The sequence below is a fragment of the Buttiauxella sp. genome (assembly GCF_035271705.1).
Lineage (GTDB): Bacteria > Pseudomonadota > Gammaproteobacteria > Enterobacterales > Enterobacteriaceae > Buttiauxella.
In genome coordinates, this window is sequence record NZ_DATERI010000213.1 from 1 (window position 1) to 24,457 (window position 24,457).

The 24,457-nt window shown below is 51.2% G+C and carries 21 protein-coding genes; 4 read left to right on the forward strand and 17 right to left on the reverse strand.

All coding sequences use genetic code 11. From position 1 onward, the window contains the following. Positions 1–217 precede the first annotated feature (217 nt). On the reverse strand, positions 218–754 hold the full coding sequence (ssb1, locus tag VJY99_RS18975) for a single-stranded DNA-binding protein SSB1 (RefSeq protein ID WP_324121253.1): 537 nt from the start codon (positions 752–754) through the stop codon (positions 218–220). 228 nt (positions 755–982) lie between these two features. Between ssb1 and uvrA the strand changes: the two genes are divergently transcribed. Beyond that, positions 983–3,814, forward strand: coding sequence for an excinuclease ABC subunit UvrA (uvrA, locus tag VJY99_RS18980; RefSeq protein WP_324121255.1), 2,832 nt, complete (start codon positions 983–985; stop codon positions 3,812–3,814). Positions 3,815–3,933: 119 nt separating this feature from the next. Here uvrA and VJY99_RS18985 read toward each other — a convergent pair whose 3' ends face one another. The 5 genes from VJY99_RS18985 to dnaB all read right to left on the reverse strand — a co-directional run bounded on the left by VJY99_RS18985 (position 3,934) and on the right by dnaB (position 9,578). Beyond that, positions 3,934–4,287, reverse strand: coding sequence for an MmcQ/YjbR family DNA-binding protein (locus tag VJY99_RS18985; RefSeq protein WP_324121257.1), 354 nt, complete (start codon positions 4,285–4,287; stop codon positions 3,934–3,936). A gap of 360 nt (positions 4,288–4,647) precedes the next feature. Then, positions 4,648–5,361: an acid phosphatase AphA gene (gene aphA, locus VJY99_RS18990; RefSeq protein ID WP_324121259.1), complete on the reverse strand. Its 714-nt coding sequence runs from the start codon at positions 5,359–5,361 to the stop codon at positions 4,648–4,650. 261 nt (positions 5,362–5,622) lie between these two features. Further along, a complete protein-coding gene (gene tyrB, locus VJY99_RS18995; protein ID WP_324121261.1) occupies positions 5,623–6,816 on the reverse strand; it encodes an aromatic amino acid transaminase in 1,194 nt (397 codons plus the stop codon). A 111-nt stretch (positions 6,817–6,927) separates the two neighbouring features. Beyond that, positions 6,928–8,007 carry an alanine racemase gene (alr, locus tag VJY99_RS19000; RefSeq protein ID WP_324121263.1) on the reverse strand — a complete coding sequence of 360 codons (1,080 nt, stop codon included), beginning with the start codon at positions 8,005–8,007 and terminating at the stop codon, positions 6,928–6,930. Between the two features lie 164 nt (positions 8,008–8,171). Next, positions 8,172–9,578, reverse strand: coding sequence for a replicative DNA helicase (dnaB, locus tag VJY99_RS19005; RefSeq protein WP_324121265.1), 1,407 nt, complete (start codon positions 9,576–9,578; stop codon positions 8,172–8,174). A 79-nt stretch (positions 9,579–9,657) separates the two neighbouring features. On the opposite strand from dnaB, the gene VJY99_RS19010 reads away from it, so the two are divergent. Beyond that, positions 9,658–10,641 carry a quinone oxidoreductase gene (locus VJY99_RS19010; RefSeq protein WP_324121266.1) on the forward strand — a complete coding sequence of 328 codons (984 nt, stop codon included), beginning with the start codon at positions 9,658–9,660 and terminating at the stop codon, positions 10,639–10,641. A gap of 215 nt (positions 10,642–10,856) precedes the next feature. Here VJY99_RS19010 and dusA read toward each other — a convergent pair whose 3' ends face one another. From dusA to VJY99_RS19025, 3 genes are all read right to left on the reverse strand, one after another. Beyond that, entirely contained in the window at positions 10,857–11,855 is a 999-nt protein-coding gene (dusA, locus tag VJY99_RS19015) for a tRNA dihydrouridine(20/20a) synthase DusA (RefSeq protein WP_324121268.1), read from the reverse strand. A 93-nt stretch (positions 11,856–11,948) separates the two neighbouring features. Next, positions 11,949–13,187: a conjugal transfer protein TraF gene (locus VJY99_RS19020; protein ID WP_324121270.1), complete on the reverse strand. Its 1,239-nt coding sequence runs from the start codon at positions 13,185–13,187 to the stop codon at positions 11,949–11,951. A gap of 170 nt (positions 13,188–13,357) precedes the next feature. Next, on the reverse strand, positions 13,358–13,861 hold the full coding sequence (locus VJY99_RS19025; RefSeq protein WP_324121272.1) for a cupin domain-containing protein: 504 nt from the start codon (positions 13,859–13,861) through the stop codon (positions 13,358–13,360). Between the two features lie 109 nt (positions 13,862–13,970). Between VJY99_RS19025 and zur the strand changes: the two genes are divergently transcribed. Next, the gene (gene zur / locus VJY99_RS19030; protein WP_324121274.1) at positions 13,971–14,486 is read left to right on the forward strand and encodes a zinc uptake transcriptional repressor Zur; all 516 of its coding nucleotides are present in this window, start codon (positions 13,971–13,973) and stop codon (positions 14,484–14,486) included. Between the two features lie 201 nt (positions 14,487–14,687). Here zur and VJY99_RS19035 read toward each other — a convergent pair whose 3' ends face one another. From VJY99_RS19035 to VJY99_RS19050, 4 genes are all read right to left on the reverse strand, one after another. After that, the gene (locus tag VJY99_RS19035; RefSeq protein WP_324121276.1) at positions 14,688–14,897 is read right to left on the reverse strand and encodes a CsbD family protein; all 210 of its coding nucleotides are present in this window, start codon (positions 14,895–14,897) and stop codon (positions 14,688–14,690) included. A gap of 248 nt (positions 14,898–15,145) precedes the next feature. Continuing rightward, positions 15,146–16,480, reverse strand: coding sequence for an MATE family efflux transporter DinF (dinF, locus tag VJY99_RS19040; protein ID WP_324121278.1), 1,335 nt, complete (start codon positions 16,478–16,480; stop codon positions 15,146–15,148). A 141-nt stretch (positions 16,481–16,621) separates the two neighbouring features. Further along, complete coding sequence (gene lexA, locus VJY99_RS19045; RefSeq protein ID WP_324121280.1) at positions 16,622–17,230, reverse strand: transcriptional repressor LexA; 609 nt, start codon at positions 17,228–17,230, stop codon at positions 16,622–16,624. Between the two features lie 108 nt (positions 17,231–17,338). Then, positions 17,339–17,707 carry a diacylglycerol kinase gene (locus tag VJY99_RS19050; protein ID WP_324121282.1) on the reverse strand — a complete coding sequence of 123 codons (369 nt, stop codon included), beginning with the start codon at positions 17,705–17,707 and terminating at the stop codon, positions 17,339–17,341. Between the two features lie 126 nt (positions 17,708–17,833). On the opposite strand from VJY99_RS19050, the gene plsB reads away from it, so the two are divergent. Next, the gene (plsB, locus tag VJY99_RS19055; protein ID WP_324121284.1) at positions 17,834–20,263 is read left to right on the forward strand and encodes a glycerol-3-phosphate 1-O-acyltransferase PlsB; all 2,430 of its coding nucleotides are present in this window, start codon (positions 17,834–17,836) and stop codon (positions 20,261–20,263) included. A 49-nt stretch (positions 20,264–20,312) separates the two neighbouring features. On the opposite strand, the gene ubiA is transcribed toward plsB, so the two are convergent. From ubiA to VJY99_RS19075, 4 genes are all read right to left on the reverse strand, one after another. After that, complete coding sequence (gene ubiA / locus VJY99_RS19060; protein WP_324121286.1) at positions 20,313–21,185, reverse strand: 4-hydroxybenzoate octaprenyltransferase; 873 nt, start codon at positions 21,183–21,185, stop codon at positions 20,313–20,315. Further along, the gene (gene ubiC, locus VJY99_RS19065) at positions 21,185–21,694 is read right to left on the reverse strand and encodes a chorismate lyase (protein WP_324121288.1); all 510 of its coding nucleotides are present in this window, start codon (positions 21,692–21,694) and stop codon (positions 21,185–21,187) included. Before ubiC ends, ubiA begins: the two co-directional genes overlap by 1 nt. 290 nt (positions 21,695–21,984) lie before the next feature. Then, the gene (malM, locus tag VJY99_RS19070; RefSeq protein WP_324121290.1) at positions 21,985–22,971 is read right to left on the reverse strand and encodes a maltose operon protein MalM; all 987 of its coding nucleotides are present in this window, start codon (positions 22,969–22,971) and stop codon (positions 21,985–21,987) included. A gap of 145 nt (positions 22,972–23,116) precedes the next feature. Next, positions 23,117–24,436 carry a maltoporin gene (locus VJY99_RS19075; RefSeq protein WP_324121292.1) on the reverse strand — a complete coding sequence of 440 codons (1,320 nt, stop codon included), beginning with the start codon at positions 24,434–24,436 and terminating at the stop codon, positions 23,117–23,119. Between the last annotated feature and the right edge of the window lie 21 nt (positions 24,437–24,457).

Sequence of the window (24,457 nt, forward strand, 5' to 3'; positions counted from 1 at the left end):
TGTGATCAGCACGACATGATTAAAAAAGCTTCAAATGAAGATTAAAGTTTAACTAATTGTTTTTATAATGTTTAATTGGGTTTATTTTTTGATCGATTTTTACTGCGTCGTGACAGCTTTTTGTCGCATGGAGGGGGAAAAGCAGCTGCACCGATAAAAAAACCCCCGCAGTGCGGGGGTCTCAGCCTAAACTTTACAAAAACATCAATGGTCAACTCTAGAATGGAATATCGTCGTCGAAGTCCATTGGTGGTTCATTGTTAGATGGTGCTGGTGCGCTCTGCTGCGGACGAGATTGCGCGCCGCCGCTGAACTGGTTGCCACCCTGCTGCGGTTGCTGAGGCTGACCCCAACCACCTTGCTGCTGACCTGGGTTACCGCCACCAGCTGGAGCTCCGCCTGCTGCACGGCCACCCAGCATTTGCATGACGCCGCCAACGTTAACAACGACTTCGGTGGTGTATTTTTCAACGCCAGCCTGGTCAGTCCATTTACGCGTTTGCAATGCACCTTCGATATAAACCTGGGAGCCTTTACGCAGGTATTCACCCGCCACTTCTGCCAGTTTGCCGAACAGCACTACACGGTGCCATTCAGTCTTTTCTTTGGTTTCGCCGGTTTGCTTATCGCGCCAGGACTCTGACGTGGCCAGAGTAATGTTGGCAACTGCGCCACCATTTGGCATGTAGCGTACTTCCGGGTCTTGACCCAGATTCCCGACGAGAATCACCTTGTTTACGCCTCTGCTGGCCATGATCGTGTCTCCTGAAACGTTTAATGAATAGTGTAAACCCTCGATTCTACCACGCCACCTCTAATCTTTATAGCTGCGGGATGCATTCCAGAATGTCGCTGAGGTATACATTGTTGCATTAAAACACTGGATATTCATTCAGGTTTTATTGTGTCATAATTAGCCGTTTGTGATCGTCGGCGGCCTCCTGTGCGGCCTGGCAAAAAGCGTTTAAACCGGGAAAGGTGAATGGATAAGATCGAAGTTCGGGGCGCCCGCACCCACAATCTCAAAAATATTAACCTCGTCATTCCACGCGACAAGCTGATTGTCGTGACTGGGCTTTCGGGTTCTGGCAAATCCTCACTGGCTTTCGACACCTTATACGCCGAGGGGCAGCGTCGTTACGTAGAATCCCTCTCCGCCTACGCACGTCAGTTCCTGTCGTTGATGGAAAAGCCGGATGTGGACCACATTGAAGGTTTGTCGCCTGCGATTTCTATCGAGCAGAAATCCACGTCCCATAACCCGCGTTCAACTGTCGGCACCATCACTGAAATTCATGACTACCTGCGCCTGCTGTATGCCCGCGTGGGTGAGCCACGCTGCCCGGACCACGATGTCACGCTGGCGGCACAAACAGTCAGCCAGATGGTCGATAACGTTTTAGCGCAGCCAGAAGGCAAGCGCCTGATGCTGCTCGCCCCCATCATTAAAGACAGAAAAGGCGAGCACACCAAAACGCTGGAAAACCTCGCAAGCCAGGGTTATATCCGCGCCAGGATCGATGGCGAAGTGTGCGATCTGTCAGATCCGCCAAAGCTGGAATTACAGAAAAAACATACCATTGAAGTGGTGGTTGACCGTTTCAAAGTGCGCGAAGATTTAGCACAGCGCCTGGCCGAGTCGTTTGAGACCGCGCTGGATTTATCCGGTGGTTCTGCGGTGGTCGCCGATATGGACGACGCAAAAGCCGAAGAGTTGCTGTTCTCGGCAAACTTTGCCTGCCCGATTTGCGGCTACAGCATGCGCGAGTTGGAACCCCGCCTGTTTTCATTCAACAACCCAGCCGGTGCTTGCCCAACCTGTGATGGGCTTGGCGTGCAGCAGTATTTCGACCCTGAGCGTGTAGTGCAAAACGGTGAGCTTTCGCTTGCTGGCGGTGCGATTCGCGGCTGGGATCGTCGTAATTTTTATTACTTCACGATGATGCGTTCTCTGTCAGAGCATTACAAATTCGATATCGAATCACCGTGGAATGAACTGAGCGACAGCGTGAAAAACGTGGTGCTAAACGGCTCGGGTAAAGAAAGCATTGAATTCAAATATATAAACGATCGTGGTGATACGTCGGTGCGCCGTCATCCGTTCGAAGGCGTTTTACATAATATGGAACGCCGCTATAAAGAGACAGAGTCTTCCGCAGTGCGCGAAGAGCTGGCGAAATTTATCAGCAACCGTTCATGTTCAAGCTGCGAAGGTACACGTCTGCGTCGTGAAGCACGCCATGTGTATGTCGAAAATACCCCGTTGCCGACCATCTCTGATATGAGCATTGGCCATGCAATGGAGTTTTTCCAGAACATGAAACTCAGCGGCCAGCGTGCGCAAATCGCTGAGAAAGTGCTCAAAGAGATTGGCGATCGCCTGAAATTCCTGGTTAACGTCGGTCTGAATTACCTGTCACTTTCGCGTTCCGCAGAAACCCTCTCCGGCGGTGAAGCGCAGCGTATTCGTCTGGCAAGCCAGATTGGTGCGGGTCTTGTCGGTGTGATGTACGTGCTGGATGAACCGTCCATCGGTCTGCATCAGCGCGATAACGAACGCCTGCTGGAAACCCTGATTCACCTGCGCGATCTCGGTAATACCGTGATTGTGGTCGAGCACGACGAAGATGCCATTCGCGCCGCAGACCATATTATCGATATCGGCCCTGGTGCCGGTGTGCACGGCGGCCAGGTTGTCGCTGAAGGCACGCTGGAAGATATTATGGCAGTGCCAGAATCGCTCACCGGGCAGTTCCTCAGCGGCAAACGTGAAATCTCCGTACCGAAGACCCGAGTTGCCGCCGATCCTGAGAAAGTGTTGAAGTTAGTTGGCGCGAAAGGTAACAACCTGAAAGACGTGACCCTGACGCTACCGGTAGGCTTGTTCACCTGTGTCACCGGGGTGTCTGGTTCCGGTAAATCCACGCTGATTAACGATACGTTATTCCCTATCGCCCAACGCCAGCTTAACGGCGCGACGATTGCTGAACCTGCACCGTATCGCGACGTTCACGGCCTGGAGCATTTCGATAAAGTTATTGATATCGACCAAAGTCCGATTGGCCGTACGCCGCGCTCTAACCCTGCGACCTACACCGGTGTGTTTACCCCCGTGCGTGAACTGTTTGCTGGCGTGCCGGAATCCCGCGCGCGAGGTTATACACCAGGTCGTTTCAGCTTTAACGTACGTGGCGGGCGCTGCGAAGCGTGCCAGGGCGATGGTGTTATCAAAGTCGAGATGCACTTCTTGCCGGATATTTATGTTCCATGCGATCAGTGCCGCGGCAAACGCTACAACCGCGAAACGCTGGAGATTAAGTACAAAGGCAAAAGCATCCACGAAGTGCTGGATATGACCATTGAAGATGCTCGTGAGTTCTTTGATGCCGTACCTGCGCTGGCGCGTAAGCTGCAAACGTTAATCGAGGTGGGTCTGTCTTACATTCGTCTTGGCCAGTCTGCGACGACCTTGTCAGGTGGTGAAGCACAGCGTGTGAAACTGGCGCGTGAGCTTTCTAAGCGTGGCACCGGACAGACGTTGTATATCCTTGATGAGCCAACCACTGGCCTGCACTTTGCCGATATCCAGCAGTTGTTGGAAGTTCTGCATCAGTTGCGCGATCAGGGCAATACCATTGTGGTTATTGAGCACAATCTGGACGTGATTAAAACTGCAGACTGGATTGTCGACCTCGGCCCAGAAGGTGGCAGCGGCGGCGGTGAGATCCTCGTTTCTGGCACGCCAGAAACTGTCGCCCAGTGCGAAGCGTCGCATACCGCGCACTTCCTCAAGCCTTTGCTATACCCAAAATAATTCGAGTGGCATCGAGGCGGTAAGAGAACGCATCCCGATGAGCTTACATCAGTAAGTGATTCGGGTAAGTGAACGCCACCAACAATGATGCAACTTGAAGTATGACGGGTATGAAATAATCAGTTAGAAAGCTGCTGCCGGGTCTGATCTGGCAGCAGCGATAATGCCTGCTGATAAGAGGCATCCACCAGATAATAAATCTGCGAATCAGGCAGTGATCCATCCAGATAAACCGTGCTCCAGTGTGTTTTATTAAGATGTGCACTAGGGTAAACATCGCTGTGTTGCTCACGTAACAAGTCAGCGAGTGCCGGGCTTGCCTTTAACGAAACCGCAGGTCGTTGCTCCACGTCATGCACCATCGCATACATCACATCCGCAACTTTGATTTGTGTTGCTTTCCAGTCGCTATGAACAGTTTGTTCCGCTCCGGGTTTGTTCATGCAGTACTGCAATAGCTCCGAATTGGTCATTTAATTCCCCTTGAAGGACTCGCGTGAAAACGATGTGCTGAACAGTCTTTCTTTTGTTGGTCAGGTAAGTGTAGCGTCACCCGACACAACAGCCGTCAATGGTGGATGACGCTGCCGCTTATCCACCCTACAAATTCTAAGTGTGCGAGCAACTCGCCAAAAGGTAAACTCAACGGGGAAGTTTTGATGAAAAAAACGGCAATTCAGGAAGTGTGCGGAGAAAGAAGCGTGATTTTCCCTACATAATTCGAGTTGCAGTAACGCGGCAAATGAACTTATCCCCAGGAGCTTACTCAAGTAAGTGACTGGGGGTAAGTGAGTACAGCCAACACGGCTGTAATTCGAAGTATGACGGGGAAATTAATATTCAGAGTTAACAATCACTTCCTCACCAAAAGCACCCGCTTTTGGCAAAGGCTGATAACTTGAGTTGGAGGCTCGTAACAGGCGAATGCCGCGGGCACCTATATCCTGAGCGGCGGTAATATCACCGTCAGAATCACCGTAGAACACTTTGATTTTCTTATCTTCCAACCACTGGGTTTTGGTGTTTTGCCCAGGATTGTCACCCGCAAAAATAACCGGATTCACCCGGTCATGCGGGATATGGAAATCTTTTTGCAGCGTTTGAGTGACGGTTTCGGTTTTCGTTGGGCTACGACCCGTAACAAAGTAAATACTGTCGCCGCGTTTGAGGTGCATCGCGATGAGATTTTTCGCGACCTCTTTGGGCATGCTGAAGTCATCCCAGCCGTTGTTCATCTTTTCCCAGAAGGCCGGATTTTTCAGGTAATCCTGTTTACCTGGGGAATACTCTTTTTGCCCGCGATAGAAGCCAGGGCTTGAGAAAAGTACTGTATCGTCAATATCGAAACCCACCGCCATCGGCGCACGGCCTAACAAGCTATTTTCAATTTGTGCGACAGATACCCAGTGAATCGGGACTTGTTGCGCCAGTTGCACAACAGTGACGCCAGGATTCAGTGGCGCGGGTGCAGATTCCTTAGCAATAACAGACTGATTCAATCCAAATAACAAACACGCGGCACTTAATGCCAGGGTAATTTTACGCATCGTCTTCCCTTTTTAATCGGTTTTTATCATTAGAAAGTGGAACAAATGGTCAAAAATCTACCCGAACATACCCGCGAGTGGCGGTGAGTAAAAGGAATTTTTCAGGATTTGTCATAGAAAAAGGCGATGATCACAGAATGGAATTTGTGAAAAACCCCCCTCATCCCGGCCTTCTCCCTGAGAGAGAAGGAGTCAACCGGACCCTAATCCTCTCCTGGCGGAGAGGGTTAGGGTGAGGGCTTAATATAAGTAAGTGAGCACTTACATTACTGCAGAAAATGCCTGCGCCACGCGCTGTACGTTATTGCTGTTTAGTCCAGCGACACACATACGGCCGCTGGCAATCAGGTAAACACCAAACTCGTCACGCAGACGATCAACCTGTGCCGCACTCAATCCGGTGTAACTGAACATCCCGCGCTGTTTCAACAGGTAGTCAAAATTACGCTCTGGCATTTCAGCCTTCAGTACGGAAACCAACGCCTGGCGCATATCAAGAATGCGGCGACGCATGGTTTCAACTTCGGCCAGCCAATTGGTTTTCAGCTGTTCGTCATTCAGCACCGCAGCCACAACCTGCGCACCAAAGTTTGGCGGGCTGGAATAGTTACGGCGCACGGTGGCTTTCAACTGACCCAATACACGGCCTGCCGCGTCAGCATCTTCACAGACGACCGACAACCCGCCGACACGTTCGCCATACATTGAAAATATCTTCGAGAACGAATTACTGACTAACGCAGGCAGCCCCGCACTCGCAATCGCGCGAATCGCGTAGGCATCTTCTTCCATACCTGCGCCAAAGCCCTGATAGGCGATGTCGAGGAACGGAATCAGTTCGCGGGCTTTCAGGATTTCAACCACTGCATCCCACTGTGCGTCAGTCAGGTCAGAGCCTGTCGGGTTATGGCAGCACGGATGCAACAGCACGATGCTTTGCGCAGGCAGCGTACGCAGGGTTTCCAGCAACGCTTCGACGCGCACACCGTTGGTTTCACTATCAAACCACGGGTAGGTATTTACTTCAAAACCCGCGCCACCAAAGATAGCGACATGGTTTTCCCAGGTCGGATCGCTGACCCACACCTGCGAATTCGGGAAATAGCTTTTCAGGAAATCCGCACCCACTTTTAACGCGCCGGAGCCGCCAAGCGTTTGAATTGTGGCGATACGCCCTTCAAGCAATGCCGGATGGTTTGCACCAAACAGCAGAGGTGCAATCGCGCTGCGGTAGCTGTTCAGACCCTCCATCGGCAGATACAGCGATGCGCCATGCGGTTGAGAATTCAACCGTTCTTCAGCTTGAGCAACAGCCTGTAACTGCGGGATGACCCCATCTTCGTTGTAATAGAGGCCGATGCTGAGGTTTACCTTGTCGCTGCGCGGATCAACTTTGAAACGTTCCATCAAGGAAAGGATTGGGTCGCCAGCATAGGCGTCAACTTTTTGAAACACGGTGAGGTTCTCCTGGTTTACAGTGTGGCGGACAAACACTGTAAACCGGAAGTTGGGCAGAGATCGAGAGGTTTATCACGGGAATTTGTAGGGTGGATAAGTGAAGAAAAATTACTCCAGGTATTCCATCGCAACCCTTGAAGTCAGGCGCGTGATAAGTTCGTAAGCACTCACTTTTGTAATTTCAGCGATCCGCTCAACCGGGAGATTGTCTCCCCACATCACGACGCTATCACCCACTTTTTCTTCTGATTGTGGGCCCAGGTCGACACAAATCATGTCCATCGCAACGCGCCCGACAATCGGCACTTCCCGGCCATTCACCAGCACAGGTGTGCCAGAAGGTGCTGCACGCGGATAACCGTCGCCATAACCAATCGCGACTACGCCCAGACGGGTATCGCGCTCAGCAATCCAGGTGCCGCCGTAACCCACCGCTTCACCCGCTTTGTGTTCACGGACAGCAATCAGGCTGGAGGTCAGTGACATGACCGGTTGGAAGCCAAAGTCCGTGCCCCACGGTTTTTGCTCAAGGGGTGAAACGCCATACAGAATAATACCAGGACGGACCCAATCCATATGCGAATCAGGCCACAGCAAGATGCCCCCAGACGCGCCAATAGAGCGCTGCCCCGGTTTGCCTGCGGTAAACGAATTGAAAATATCGAGCTGGCGCAGTGTGGCGTCACATTCCGGCTCATCGGCGCGGGCAAAATGGCTGACGATATTCACCGGTTGTGTGACATTTTTACAGCGAGAAAGGCGCTGATAGAACGCCTCTGCTTCGTGCGGCAGGATACCCAAACGGTGCATGCCGGTATCAAGCTTCATCCACACGGTAATCGGGTGGCTGAGTTGCGCCTGCTCCAGCGCTTCGAGCTGTTCGATGCAGTGGACTGCGGTCTGGAAGTTCTGTTCGGCAATGGTCGGGAGGTCGCTTGCGTTGAAGAACCCTTCAAGCAGCAAAATGGGCTGAGTAATCCCCCCCGCGCGCAAACGAACGCCTTCTTCAAGACGGGCGACGCCAAATGCATCTGCATCAGGCAGTGTTTGGGCTGTCTCCAGCAGACCATGCCCATATGCGTTTGCTTTCACTACCGCCACCATGCGGCTGGCAGGAGCCAGTTCACGCAGGCGTTGGAGGTTGTGTCGCAGAGCGCGGCGGTTAATTTTTACGGTTGCCGCTTGCATGTTCGTTCCTTGCTTAAATTTAATATTTGGATTGCCCTAATCCTCAAAATCGTTCGGGCTGCAAGAAGGCGGCAAACTCGTGAATCCCCTGGAGCTTACTAAATTAAGTGACAGGGGTGAGCGAGTGCAGCTAACGCACTTGCAGCTTGAATGATGAAGAGGATTTAGTCTTCGTCGTATTGAGGTCCCGCATAATTATCAAAACGCGAGAATTGGCCGTTAAACGTCAGGCGCACGGTACCGATTGGGCCGTTACGCTGTTTACCGAGGATGATTTGCGCGATGCCTTTCTCGTCACTGTTATCGTTATAAACTTCGTCACGGTAGATGAACATGATTAAGTCGGCATCCTGCTCGATGGAGCCGGACTCACGCAAATCCGAGTTAACCGGGCGTTTATCAGCACGTTGTTCCAGGGAGCGGTTAAGCTGTGAGAGCGCCACAACCGGCACTTGTAGCTCTTTGGCCAGCGCTTTTAGCGAGCGTGAAATCTCAGCGATTTCCAGCGTACGGTTGTCAGACAACGAAGGCACACGCATCAACTGCAGGTAGTCGATCATTATCAGGCTCAGGCCGCCATGTTCGCGATAGATACGGCGGGCACGAGAACGCACTTCCGTTGGCGTCAGGCCGGATGAGTCATCAATGTACATATTGCGTTTTTCAAGCAAGATGCCCATGGTGCTCGAAATACGCGCCCAGTCTTCATCATCTAACTGGCCGGTACGGATTTTGGTTTGGTCGACGCGAGATAATGACGCCAGCATACGCATCATGATCTGTTCGCCGGGCATCTCGAGGCTGAAAATCAGCACCGGTTTTTCCTGCAACATCGCGGCGTTTTCGCACAAGTTCATGGCAAACGTGGTTTTACCCATCGACGGACGCGCCGCCACGATAATCAGGTCAGATTTCTGCAAGCCAGCCGTTTTCTTGTTCAAATCCTGGTAGCCCGTGTCCACACCCGTTACACCATCGTGAGGGGTCTGGAAGAGCGTTTCGATACGCGAGACCGTCGCTTCGAGGATTTGGTCGATGCTTTTTGGCCCTTCGTCTTTATTTGCGCGGCTCTCAGCAATTTGGAACACGCGTGACTCGGCCAGATCGAGTAAATCTTCGCTGGAACGCCCTTGCGGGTCATAACCGGCATCGGCGATTTCATTCGCCACGGCAATCATTTCACGAACAACGGCGCGTTCACGCACGATGTCGGCATAAGCACTGATGTTCGCAGCACTTGGCGTATTTTTAGATAATTCGGCCAGATAGGCGAAACCACCCACGCTTTCCAGGTTGCCCTGAAGTTCCAGAGACTCGGAAAGCGTGATCAGGTCGATTGGCTTGCTCATTTCGAGCAAACGCTGCATTTCGGTGAAGATCATGCGGTGTGGACGGCTGAAAAAATCGTTAGCCACGACGCGCTCGGAAACGTTATCCCAGCGTTCGTTGTCCAGCATTAAACCGCCCAACACCGACTGCTCCGCTTCCAGAGAATGTGGCGGCATTTTCAGCCCTTCCATCTGACGGTCGCGGTATTCCTTCGGTTTGTTGAAGGGTTTATTTCCTGCCATAGTGAGGGAGTTACCAAAATTCAGATTAGAGAGACGAGAGTTTACTCTATCTCCCTCCGAGGAAACAGAAGGAGTTCTCATGGCAACACGCATTGAATTTAGCCAACACGGCGGGCCTGAAGTGTTAAAAGTCGTCGAATTTACCCCTGGTGCCCCCGCAGAACACGAAGTACAAGTTGAAAACAAAGCGATTGGTATCAACTATATCGATACCTATATTCGTAGCGGTTTGTACCCGCCGCCGATGCTGCCAAGTGGTCTGGGAACCGAAGCTGCGGGCGTGGTGAGTAAAGTGGGTAGCGCGGTAACGCATCTTAATGTCGGTGATCGTGTTGTCTATGCGCAATCCGGGCTTGGCGCATACAGCAGCGTGCATAATGTCCCTGCGGATAAAGTCGCAAAACTGCCCAATGCCATCTCTTTTGAGCAAGCCGCCGCTTCATTCCTCAAAGGTCTGACAGTCTATTATCTGTTGCGTAAAACCTACGAAATTAAACCCAACGAGGTGTTCCTGTTCCATGCCGCCGCCGGGGGTGTTGGGCTTATCGCTTGCCAATGGGCCAAAGCGCTGGGTGCAAAACTGATTGGTACCGTGGGTTCGGCGCAAAAAGCAGAAAGCGCACGGAATGCCGGAGCCTGGCAGACCATTAACTATCGCGAAGAGAATCTTGTCGAACGCGTAAAAGAAATAACAGGCGGTAAAAAAGTCGCGGTGGTTTATGACTCGGTCGGGAAAGACACCTGGGAAGCATCACTCGATTGTCTGCAACGCCAGGGGCTGATGGTCAGTTTTGGTAACTCTTCTGGCCCGGTAACAGGCGTGAATCTTGGGATCCTTAACCAGAAAGGCTCGCTGTATGTTACTCGTCCATCTTTGAATGGTTACCTGACCACGCGTGAAGAGCTGGAAGAAGCCTGCCATGAGCTGTTCTCATTGATTGCCAGCGGTGTTATCAAAGTTGATGTGGCGGAAGACCAGAAGTTTGCCTTGAGCGATGCCGCTCTGGCACATAAAACGCTGGAGAGCCGCAGTACACAAGGCTCTAGCTTACTGATTCCATAAAAGAATTTGGGCTTCCCAAGGGAAGCCCATTCTTTTTTTTGTTCGCGCTGTCTGTAGGGTACAGCACGATGAATTCGTTTTTTCGCAACCCAGTAATAATGTCAGGTTTGGTAAATAATTGATACGCCACAACCTGCATACTTAGTCTGAAAGATACGAGGTTGTGATCAACACCGCAATGCCTGAGCAAATCACACAGTTATTGCTGAAAAAACTTAGCGTTTGTCCGCAACCAGAGACAAGGCATGCTCAACCACCGCAATGCCGGCTCCAGGTTTATGCGCGTTCTCACTCAGATAACGACGCCATTGGCGCGCACCAGGGATCCCCTGGAACAATCCCAGCATGTGGCGAGTCACATGACCGAGATAGGTCCCGTTAGCCAATTCACGCTCGATGTACGGGTACATGGCACGAACCGCAGCAACCGTATCCACTTCAGGTGAATCCACACCAAAAATCTCGCGATCAACTGCCGTCAGTAGGCCTGGATTTTGATAGGCTTCGCGCCCGACCATGACGCCATCCATATGTTCCAGATGCGCTTTGGCCTCTTCCAGCGTTTTGATTCCGCCATTGATTGCCATCGTCAGGTGCGGGAAATCACGCTTGAGTTGATACACTCGCGGGTAATCCAGCGGCGGAATTTCACGGTTTTCCTTCGGGCTTAAACCAGAAAGCCAGGCTTTACGGGCATGAATGATGAACATCTCACATTCCCCCTTCCCCGCTACCGTGCCGATGAAATCACACAGGAATTCGTAGCTGTCCTGGTCATCAATGCCGATACGTGTTTTGACGGTGACAGGGATAGAAACCACGTCGCGCATCGCTTTGATGCAATCTGCCACCCGCTGGGCATCAGCCATCAGGCACGCGCCAAACATGCCGTTTTGTACGCGATCAGACGGACAACCGACATTAAGGTTAATTTCGTCGTAGCCACGTTCTTCAGCCAGTTTCGCGCATTGCGCTAAAGCGGCCGGATCACTGCCACCCAATTGTAGCGCGATAGGATGCTCGTCTTCGCTGTACGCCAGATAGTCCCCTTTGCCATGAATGATTGCACCGGTTGTCACCATTTCGGTGTACAGCAGTGTCTGGCTTGATAGCTGGCGCAAAAAATAGCGGCAGTGGCGGTCAGTCCAGTCAAGCATCGGCGCAATGGAAAAACGATGTGGCTGGAAGGGAGTCTGGTTTGTTTGTGAGGACATAGGCACTGGGCGTTTACGGGATACGGTTAAAAATGGGTCGCTACTATAGCATAAACCTGCGGCCAGCACTTGTTGTGCGACCGCAGGATAAAATCAGAACGTCATACCCACCTGGACACCCGCTCCCCACGTTTCGTCCTGGCCATATAAGCCCATTAAATCAACATGAACCACGTCGAGAGGTGCGAAACCCACGCCGCCAGTAAAGACATTGCTTTCGTTGGAGCGCATATCCGCACGATAACCTGCGCGCACTGCAAGCCAGGGCAGCGGGGTGATTTCCGCGCCAATGCCCACAAATTGCGAGTTATCTTCACTTTTGAAGTTTTTGGTTTCGGTGAGATCAACATCGGTCGCCAATACCAGAAAATCGCTGTGCCAGGCCACACCCGTGGTGACCAATGGGCGAATCTGATAGGTATCTTTGAAGCCATTAACCACTTTAGTGTCGATATCGTGAGACACCAGATTTTGCCCACTCAAGCCAACGGTCCAGGAATCACCGAAGTCTGCCGCCAGCCCCGCATCGATGTTAAAACCCGTGTTGGAATTGCGATAACGATTGTCAGTGAGATCATCATTACTGAACTGGTAAACCGAGGTGCTGTAGTTATACAGCTGGGTATATTGCAGCTTTGGCGTCACGCCAACAGAGACAGGAACTCCACCCACATCAAACTTGTGTGCCACCGCGACACCGTAATCCGAGACGACGGCCACTCGGCCAAAACCCTTTGAGGTTAAGTATTGCAGGTCATTAGGGTTAGGGATAACAGTCCCGTTGGCGATCCCATCCAGATAATCGAGGTCGTGCTGAGTGATATCTGACGTGACTCTGCCTGTCCCATACGCTTTGGCGACAAATGCAAAAGGTAATACTTCATTCGGGATGCTTACCGCCAGTGCACCACCCGCTTTTGCACGTGCCTCATCGCCTCTGACATTCTTCAATTGGGTAGAGAGATCTGCCGCATCGCTTTGCATCTGGCGATATAGCCCAGGATTTAGAATAATCTGCTGCAACGGGACATTGGCGGAATTCAGATAATCCTCAGCCGAATGGCTGAGGTTGTCGATTCTATCTTGCAGGTTTTCGGGGTCGGTTATCTGCATACCGATAGACGGAATCAGGAGTGCGGCGTTATCGCCCTCCCGGCTGCTGGTGAGTAAAGCCGGGTTAATCAGTACTGCGCTACTCCACCGGGATGATGCAACACCGGTGCCTCCCATCGCATCATTGCGCGATTCTGTCCATGTTCCCGCCGCATTCGCGTTATTTGCTATAAATAAAAAAGCGGCGTTTATCGCCACTAATGATTTGATTTTTATCATTTACTGCCCGCCTGTCTTACTTCAGATTTAGGACTCATCCCCTGCCGGAAAAAAAACCAACAGGAGTGGATAATGCTGTGAAGAAAAGACTTAAAGCGGGTGGTCTCACCCAAATGGCATCCCGAATCATTCTGCTCAGGTTAATATTTCTTTATTTCCTATAGGCTTATTTATAGTTTACCGTTCGGTTTCCGGGAAGGGTGACCATCATGCTGGCCGAAGAATTGGGGTGGATGGTCAATCCAGCGATCTTTACGTTGTGCTGCATAAGAGGGGTTTAAGGGGTAGTAAATTCTGTTATTAGCTTTATTGGCTTCTCCCACAATTAACAACCGGACTTCATGTTCTGTGTTGTTAATAAAGGTATGGCAGATGCCGGTTCCGGCCGGAAAGCCAACACTATCACCAGGTTCAAGCGGGTAAAGATGGCCGTTGATCCACACCTGCGGGTGCCCTTCCAGAACATATGCAAACTCTTCCTCACTGCTTTCCGCATGGGGATAGGACGTCCGGCGACCAGGAGGCAGACGCTCATGATGAATGCCCAGTCGTGTTAGCCCAAGTTTGCGAGCCAGCGGTGCGCCGATAGAAAACAATTCAGCGCTGTCTGGATACGTTGACTTATCTTCACCTTCCAGTTCTTTCCAGTGGCGGATGCAATCAGGTTTATTCATAACAAACTCCAGGATAGTCATCTCAAAAGGATGTGGCCAGAATGGCGCGCCACTCGGCGTTTTTTGCGCGTTGTGATAAAGTGTAGGGCTAATCTACAGGGGAATGCTGATGGACATCACGACTTCACAAAACGTGTTAGCGCAGGCTGAAAAACTATGTGAGCAGCGTAATGTGCGCCTGACGCCACAACGCCTGGAAGTGCTGCGTTTATTGACGCAGCAAGCGGGTGCAATCAGCGCTTATGATTTACTGGATTTATTACGTGTCAGTGAACCACAAGCTAAACCTCCGACGGTGTATCGTGCGCTCGATTTTCTTCTCGAACAAGGCTTTGTACATCGCGTTGAGTCAACTAACAGCTACGTGTTGTGCCATCTGTTTGATCAGCCGACTCACTCATCAGCAATGTTTATTTGCGACAGGTGTGGTGCGGTAAAGGAGCATAGTGCGAAAGGTGTGGAAGATATCATGCATCAACTGGCTGCCCAGTTAGGATTTGTTCTGCATCATAATGTCATCGAGGCGCATGGTTTATGCAGCGCATGTGCAGAAGTTGAAGCCTGTAGCCATCCTGAAGCATGTGGGCATGACCACACAATTCAGAGTAAGAAAAAGTCGCGCTAGTAAGCGCTTAGATTAATGCCCTAAATAATTCGAGCGGCAGGAAGGCGGCGATTGCAGGAATCCCAATGAGATTACTTCAGTAAGTGATTTGGGTGACTGAGTGAAGCTAACGCATCTGCAGCTTGAAGTATGAAGGGTAATTGGTACGTCCTTGTACCTGGGCAGATTGCCTTTGAGAGTTAACACATCTGAGGGATGAGATTACCAGCGGTAATCGTTACGTTTTTCCCAATCAACGACTTCCTTCTCTGCCTGGTCTTTTTCGTATCCATAACGTTCCTGGATTTTACCCACTAGCTGATCGCGTTTCCCTTCAATGACGGTCATGTCATCGTCAGTCAGTTCGCCCCATTTCTCTTTTACTGTGCCTTTGAACTGTTTCCAGTTACCGCCGATTTCGTCTTTATTCATAATACTATCCTCATCGTTCGGTGAAGTACTGCTAAAAGAAGTACTGCTAAAAAACGTCCCCGTGCTGCCGCTTGGCTGACACTCTATTTCTGCTGGACGTGCTAATAATTGTAGTCAAGGATATGGCAAAGAGGGTGTAAATAAGAATATTGAACCACAGAGGTAAGAAGAAATGATGCTGACCTGCCCATAATCCGGTGGTAAATCAGCATGCTGGAGAGCGATTAAAAACGCGTCAGGAGTTGTAACTATTTATGAGTTCCAGTGGGGAACCAAGTATTGTGGCGCCAATGGCGACGCCAAACCCATCCCAAAGACAAGCCACGCAGAGCCAGAAACACAGCTACTGATAACCACAGGCCATGATTCCCAAGAGCAGGCACTGTAAATAGCGCTAGCCCAAAGCCCAATGCCGCCACCGCCATACTGTTACGCATTTCAGCACCACGGGTTGCGCCAATAAACATACCATCAAGCAAATAGCACCAGACCCCCACCACCGGCAAAACAATCTGCCAATGCAAGTAGCGATCGGCCTGTAGCTGCAATTCAGGGATAGAGGTCAGGAGTGAAACAATTTTCTCGCCAAACAGTGCGTACATGACGGCAAACATCAGTGCGACTAAACCCGCCTGGCGACAGGCTGCTCCCCAAACTTCAAGCAATTGGCCCCGGTTCTTAGCACCAAACGCCTGCCCTGAATGGGCTTCAACAGCGTACGCGAACCCATCAAGTGCGTAGGCGGTGAAGGTCAGTAACGTCATCAGCACGGCATTAACCGCAACGATTTCGCTACCTAACCGCGCGCCAAAGATAGTGACAGAGGCGAAGCAGAGCTGTAACAGCAGCGAGCGCAGCATGATGTCCCGATTAAGCGCCAGCAACCGTCGAATGTTGCCGCGCCAGGCTTGCATCAGCATCTCAATGCTAATTCCACGTAGGCCCATGACCTTTTTCACCATCAGCAACCCGATGAAAAATGTCGCATATTCTGCAGTGACCGTCGCTAATGCCGCCCCCTGAACATCCATATGCAGCCCCATGACCAGCCACACATCCAGCACGATATTTAGCACATTGCCGACCACCAGCAAGATAACCGGTGCACGTGCATACTGAACGCCTAACAGCCAGCCCAGTAAAACCAAGTTAGCTAATGAAGCCGGGGCGCTTAGCCAGCGGATCTCAAGAAAACGTTGCGCCTGCCAAAGCACGTCCTGGTTGCCGCCAACGACATGTAACGCCAGGGAAATGAGGGGTTCACGTAGAGCGACAATTACCACGCCTGCACCCAGTGCCAGTAATAATGGCTGCACCAAGGCTCGTGCTAATGCCGAGGGATTATTGACCCCGAACGCTTGAGCGGTTAAGCCCGTGGTACTCATACGCAGGAATAGCAAAAGCATGAAGAGGAAGCTGGTCGCCGTAGCGCCAATAGCGACACCGCCAAGATAGACAGGGCTATCCAGATGACCGATTACCGCCGTATCCACAAGCCCCAGCAAAGGCACGGTGATGTTGGAGATAATCATGGGTAATGCGAGGTGCCAGAGGGCTTTGTCAGCAGTCGAGAAAAATCTCATGACATTCTTCATACTTTAAGCTGCATTTTTGTTGGCTACGTTCACACCCCTAATCACTTACCTGAGTAAGCTCATAGGGATGCGTTCTCTTGCCGCCTCAATGCAACTTGAATTGTTTTGGATGCACAGCAAGAAGAAGATTTACAGCCAGTTACCGTTGCGAATAACCCCAACCGCCAACCCTTCAATGGAGAAGTTATGTTCGCGCAGATCAACCACAATAGGTTCAAACTCGCTATTTTCTGGCAGAAGATGCACAACATTACCCTGCTGTTTTAAGCGCTTAACGGTAACTTCATCATCAATACGCGCAACCACAACCTGGCCGTTACGCACATCCTGAGTTTTATGAACCGCGAGCAGATCACCATCCATAATACCGATGTCTTTCATAGACATACCACTGACACGCAGCAGGAAATCAGCATTAGGTTTAAACAGTGATGGATCAACCTGGTAATGACCCTCTATATGCTGCTGGGCCAGGAGCGGCTCACCTGCAGCTACACGCCCAACCAGTGGAATACCGGTAACTTCTTCCACTAGCAAGCGGATACCGCGCGACGCACCAGAGACAATCTCAAGGACGCCTTTACGGGCAAGTGCTTTAAGGTGCTCTTCAGCGGCGTTCGGAGAACGGAACCCCAGACGTTGAGCAATCTCGGCACGAGTCGGTGGCATGCCAGTCTGGCTAATATGATCCCGAATAAGATCAAACACCTCTTGCTGCCTGGTAGTTAACGCTTTCATTCCGCCCCCTGGGTGTTTATACAGTTATGCTGTGAGTATATACAGTCAAAGGCGATTTTGGAACCACAAATTAAGCAAAAAACCAGCCACTTAACTATTCTGGAAATATCATCGCAAATACTGCCAAAGCAGTGTGACCCAGGTTATAACTGCAAGGATAATGGCGATTAATACGGCGGCCGACCCCATGTCCTTGGCGCGTCCTGAAAGCTCGTGATAATCAGTACCAACGCGGTCGACAAGTGCTTCAATCGCGCTATTGAGGATCTCGACAATCATGACCAGTACGGCAGAGCCAATCAGTAAAATACGGGTGATAGGGTCAACATCTAACCAGCAGGCAATGGCAATAGCGATAAACACGCATACGCCTTCCTGACGAAACGCGGCTTCGTTAATCCAGGCTGCTTTGAGCCCTTTCCATGAATAGCCTGCGGCTTTGATGATACGGGTAAGTCCGGTGATGTTACTCGCCATTTTGGGAAACCTTTTCAAAAAATATGGGTCAATGCTTATCTATATTGTAACGCCACAGAAATCTGGGTGAGATTCTGATATTCTTGCGGCGAAATTGCATCATTAACCTGAGGCTTTACATCGTTTATGTCAGGCTGGCCAAGAATCTACTACAAATTACTTAATTTACCATTAAGCGTTCTGGTAAAGAGCAAGTCCATACCGGCAAATCCACAAGCCGAACTGGGCTTAGATCCCACACGCCCAATAATGTACGTTCTGCCGTATAACTCTAAGGCGGACTTATTAACGCTGCGTGCGCAATGTCTCGCACATGGCTTACCCGACCCGCTTGAGCCGTTAGAAATCGACGGGGCGGTACTGCCGCGCTACGTCTTTATCCACGGTGGCCCGCGTGTATTCACTTATTACGCGCCGAAAGAAGAGTCGATCAAACTGTTCCACGATTACCTCGACTTGCACCGCAGCAATCCAAATCTGGATGTGCAGATGGTGCCAGTATCGGTGATGTTTGGCCGCTCACCGGGGCGCGAAAAAGGCGAAGTTAATCCGCCATTAAAGATGCTGAACGGCATCCAGAAATTTTTCGCCGTGACCTGGCTTGGTCGCGATAGTTTCGTGCGTTTCTCCCCCCCCGTCTCACTGCGCAATATGGCCACCGAGCACGGTACGGATAAAAAGATCGCTCAGAAACTGGCTCGCGTGGCGCGTATGCACTTTGCTCGCCAACGTTTAGCGACCATTGGGCCACGTCTGCCGGTACGTCAGGACTTGTTTAACAAACTTCTGGCATCGAAAGCTATCGCTCGCGCAGTCGAAGATGAAGCACGCAGCAAGAAAATCTCCCATGAAAAAGCACAGCAAAACGCTGTGGCACTCATGGAAGAGATTGCGGCCAACTTCTCTTATGAAGCTATCCGTGTGAGCGACCGCGTGCTGAGCCTGACGTGGAACCGCTTGTACCAGGGGATAAACGTTCATAACGCTGAGCGTGTGCGCCAGTTGGCTCACGATGGTCATGAGATTGTTTATGTCCCTTGCCATCGCAGCCATATGGATTACATGCTGCTGTCCTACGTGCTCTATCACCAGGGGCTGGTTCCTCCGCACATTGCGGCGGGTATCAACCTGAACTTCTGGCCAGCTGGCCCGATTTTCCGTCGCCTCGGTGCGTTCTTTATCCGCCGTACCTTTAAAGGCAGCAAGCTCTACTCCACCGTGTTCCGTGAATATCTGGGCGAGCTGTTTAGCCGTGGCTATTCCGTTGAATATTTCGTGGAAGGGGGTCGTTCTCGTACCGGGCGTTTGCTCGACCCGAAAACCGGCACCTTGTCGATGACCATTCAGGCAATGCTGCGTGGTGGGACTCGTCCTATTACATTGGTGCCGATTTATATTGGCTACGAACATGTAATGGAAGTGGGGACTTACGCTAAAGAGCTGCGTGGCGCGACCAAAGAGAAAGAAAGTTTCATGCAGATGGTGCGCGGCTTGAGCAAGCTGCGTAACCTCGGTCAGGGCTATGTGAATTTTGGCGAACCCATGCCGTTGATGACATTCCTCAGCCAGCGTGTTCCTGAATGGCGTGATTCCATCGACCCAATCGAAGCGATCCGCCCTGCGTGGCTCACACCAACGGTCAATGAAATTGCTGCCGAATTGATGGTACGTATCAACAACGCAGGTGCGGCGAACGCCATGAACCTGTGCTGTACCGCGCTATTGGCCTCGCGTCAGCGTTCACTTACCCGTGAACAACTGACAGAGCAACTCAACTGTTACCTGAGCCTGTTGCGTAATGTGCCGTATTCACCGGACGCGACCACACCAGACTTGCCAGCAGAAGCGCTTATTGAACACGCGTTGCAGATGAACAAGTTTGAAGTAGAGAAAGACACTATCGGTGACATCATCATATTGCCGCGCGAGCAAGCGGTTCTGATGACGTATTACCGTAACAACATCATGCACATGCTGGTGTTGCCTTCTCTGCTGGCAGCGATCATTACTCAACATCGTCGCATCTCCCGTAGCGAACTGCTGCGTCAGGTCACGCTACTTTACCCGATGCTGAAGGCTGAGTTGTTCCTGCGCTGGAGCACCACCGAGCTTGCCAGTGAAATTGACATTATGCTCAATGAATTGGTACGTCAGGAACTGGTGATGCAGGATGGTGATGACGTGCAGATTAATCCTGCGCGTTCACGCACCATGCAGTTACTGGCAGCAGGTGTTCGTGAAACGCTGCAGCGTTATGCGATTACTTTCTGGTTGCTTAGCGCGAATCCGTCGATTAACCGTGGGACACTGGAGCGTGAAAGTCGCACCGTTGCCCAGCGTTTATCTGTTTTGCATGGCATTAATGCACCGGAATTCTTTGATAAAGCCGTATTTACCTCGCTGGTATTAACCTTGCGTGATGAACGCTATATCAGCGACACCGGGGATGCAGAGCCAACCGAAACCATGAAGGTCTACCAGATGTTGGCAGAACTGATCATGCCTGATGTGCGTTTGACGATTGAAAGTGCGACGTCGCAGGCTGCGACCGAGTAAGGAAATCTGGCGGATAACGCGATTGCTTATCCGCCATTTAATCTCTGAATCAGATAGGTACGTAACTCAACACCAGGCCAATAAACAACACCAACCCAACGTAGTTATTATTCAGGAATGCGCGGAAACAGGCATCGCGGTCGCGATTCGCCGTCAACCGTTGCTGATGGATAAAGAGCCCACCCGCTAGCGCAATTGACCAATAGAAAGCGCCACCTAATCCGTTCAGCCAACCCGTCAGCGCCAACAATACCATCACCGAAAACTGCAAAATCCCGATAATCAGATTGTCATAGCGACCAAACAGTATCGCCGTGGATTTGATGCCGATTTTCAGATCGTCATCGCGGTCAACCATCGCATATTGCGTGTCGTAGGCGACCGCCCAGCAAATATTGGTCAAAAACATCAGCCAACAGCTTAGCGGAACAGATTCACTGACCGCGGCAAACGCCATCGGGATGGACCAACCGAATGCCGCCCCCAACACCACTTGTGGCAGATGGGTATAACGCTTCATAAACGGATAAACCCAGGCTAACGCTAATCCCGCGACAGACAATAAAATCGTCATGGTATTGAGTGTCAACACCAGCAAAAATGAAAGCAGCACCAGCACCACAAACAGAATACGCGCTTCTTTTTCACTGACGGCACCGCTCGGTAGCGGACGATGGGCGGTACGTTTTACGTGACCATCAAACTTGCGATCGGCGTAATCGTTAACCACGCAACCGGCAGCGCGCATCATCCAGACTCCAGCGATAAACACGCATAAAATGGTCAGCGGTGGGACACCTGGTGTCGCAAGCCATAATGCCCATAAAGTGGGCCATAACAATAAAAGCGAGCCAATTGGCTTATCCAGCCGCATCAGGCGTTGGTACGCCTGCAATTTGCCCTGTTTCAGACTCCACTCCATTATTTTTCCTCAACATACAGCGGTGAAGCGGGAAGGAATAACTCGGTCAGCACCAATGGCTTTCCGGCTAATCTCAGGCGGGAACGACGCCCCCACAGCTCCGCACTGCGTCCAATCTCAATAAAATCCCGCGTCAGGGAAGATGCACTAAATAGATAACGCCCGAGCGGCGTGGTTCCGAGTCGCTGCAAAGCGAGCTCTGGCCCTTCAAGGGTTGACTCCGGTACGACTGTGCGCCCAAGCAGCCAGGGTACATCGTCACCGCAGAGCACAACTTCACGCAGCCAGTAGCGTTTGGCTTCTGGCATCATATCAGCTTCGGGGAAATCGACAGGGGAATCGAAAAAACCTTCACGCACAATGCGAACAGTGACTTGTGAACAATACTGTTCAAAGCGTTTAGTCATTGAGTCTTCAAGCAACAACCAGTCAAGAAGCGATGCACTCAGCCCCTCGGGAATCGTAGCCTCAAAACGTAAGGCGCGCAGTGGCGAAAGCGCGTCAGACATGTGAATTTCTCCGAAACAAAACCGGTGGTCATTGTAACGCAGAATGGGTATAGCGGGGCAGGGAAAAGCAAAACAAGCGTTTAACAATGCCGGGGAAGAATAAGCTAATCCTTCAAAATCATTCGAGTTGAATCAAGGCGGCAAACGAGAAAATCCCAGGGAGCTAACTCAAGTCAGTGACTTGGGTTTTCGAGTACAGCCAACGCCGAGTCAACTTGAAGGATGACAAAGGAAAAAAAGGTGCGCCGAGGCGCACCAATACTTCAAGCATCAGCATTGCGGGGAAACCATCACCCCTTGCCTTTTACACTGCTGATAAAAGTTTTACGGGCAGAAGTTGATCCAAGACGCTCGGCTTCATCCAACAGTTTCAAGGCTTTATCGACATCGCCGTTGTCTACTGCTTGCTTGATAGCCTGGTTGAAGTAGCTTTCTGTATCGTTAAGCACTGGCTCTGTTTTCACGGCTGGCGCAGGAGCGGCAACTGGAGCTGGAGCCGGAGCTGAATAAGTTGGCGCTGGGGCCGCTGCCACCGTTGCGGCAGGTGCTGCGTAAGTGGCGGCTGGTGCCGCAGTATTCCCGACCGTTACCGGACCTGGGCCTTTTGAGCCAAACAGTGGCCCAACCAAAATGCTGGAGCTGGAAGAGGTTCTGACTTTAAGCGACAACTCACCGGTTGTGCCATGGCGTGCAATCGGGTCTGGAATATCCGGAACGGCGTTACCGTTACCCTTGGCATAAGCTTTCGCTGGGTCAACCATGGTGGTGGTTTGTTGGAGGTCTTTATGGGTGGTGAAGACCAGCAGATAGAGTTTTTGTTGCCCCAACGCTGGAGTTAATTTGATGACGCCTTCCAGACGATTGGCAGACATCACACCCGGCTCTTCATAGGCAAAGAAACTGGACGGGAAATAGGCAGCAGGCGTCAAGTTCTGGTCAAGAACCAACACGTTTGGCGCAAAAACTGACTCTTTATTCACTTCACTGGAAAGCGTAATGGTCAGCTCCCCAATGCTTGCCGGTACGCTGTAGGCAGCAACCGGCCCAGTAATATCACCGACATTCAGGTTCTGGCCAGTGGTGGCGAGATTGGTTTTTTGGGTATTGGTTTGATCAACCGGGGTCCATTGCAGTTGTTGCAATGCAGAGGCCGGGATTGCAGGTGCGGCAGAGAGATCCTGAGGCACGATGTTCACATCCGCCAGGCTTACGCCAGGCAGACTGGCGAGCAACCCCGCTGTAAGGCAGAGCGCCAGGAGACTTTTTTTCATTTTCATTGTTATAAACCTCGACTGAGAAGTCGGTGGAAAGTTAGCCAGGCAATAGCACTTTCCACCTAAACAGGCATTGGCATACAAGGGTAATAACGAGGGGCTCAGTGGCGAACCCCTCATCGTTTCATAGCATCAGGTTAAAGCTGAATTACCACCAAATTTCCATCTGAGCACCGAAGGAGAACTCGTCGTTATCGCCGCGGCTGGTAGAGAAGTTACCGTTGCCGGTATTGTCTGCGATAGCAAAGCGAGTTGCATCGCCGTTAGCATCTTTGGCGTAACCCCATGCTTCATCCCAACGTGCATAGCTTGCGAAGACACGCAGTGCTGGACGCGACCAAATGCTGTCGCCTGCCTGCCATTGTTGTGCCAGGGTAATTTTGTATTGGCTGTTAGTGTCGCCAGTTTCCTGGGATTTCACGTTGTCGTAGCCCAGTTCCAGCAAGGTACTCATGATTGGCGTCCATTTGTACATTGGACGCACACCGAGGGTGTACCACTCAGTCCCCTGGTTATCATCTTTATCCAGGTCCTGGTACATACCGACATACATCAGGTCCCACTTGTCGGCCAAAGTAATGGCACCGTGATCGATGACACGAATCAAGCTACCGTCGTTGTTGATGCTGCCGCCCTGCGCCTGACCTTTGCCATTAGAGGTCATAGAGTCAGTTGCGTACTGGACAACGAATTTGTTAAAGCCTTTCATCATGCTTTGGGTGTGTTCAATAGTACCCATCCAGCCGTCTTTAGACGCGTCTGGTTGCAGATGATAGTCATCAGGAGCGTTGGTGTGACCGTAGTCAAGACCCAGTTCCAGTGTTCCGCCGTCGTTGATTTCTAAACCAGACCAACGCACGTCAAACACGTCGTTTGGTACTTCGTTGTTATAAGTAAGTTCACCTGTGACCGGGTCGACTTCAGCATTCGCATTAGAACCGCCTGATTCAGTAGAACGAGTTGCAGCGAAGGCGAGTTTACCGGCACCAACATCGATGTTTTCCAGACCTGCACCCGGGCCTGAAATATCCCAGTAGTAGAAGTCAATCATATGAACATCATGACGTTGGTAGAAACGCTTACCTGCCCACATGTTTGCGCCAGGAAGTGCGTCGATGAGGTTTTTACCCACTACGTTGAATTCACGAATTGCTGGAGTATTGCCATCTTCCCAGTCATTTAGCTGTGAAGAGTTATAGGCAATGTTGGAATCGAAATAGAAGCTCTTATCGCCTTCTTTCCAGACTTCTTGACCTAATTTAATTTCCGCGTAGGTATCACATTCGTTACCCAGACGGTATTTAGATTGAGCACCAGTTGCCTGGAAACATTGTTGTGGTCCGCCGCTACCGGTCCAGCCGATACCAGAACGGGCATAACCGTGGAAATCTACAGCCAGTGCCTGAACAGACATAACGCCTGCTGCTATGGCAACTGCCAGTGGAAGTTTGCGCAGAGTAATCATCATTCTATCTCCTGAATCATTGCT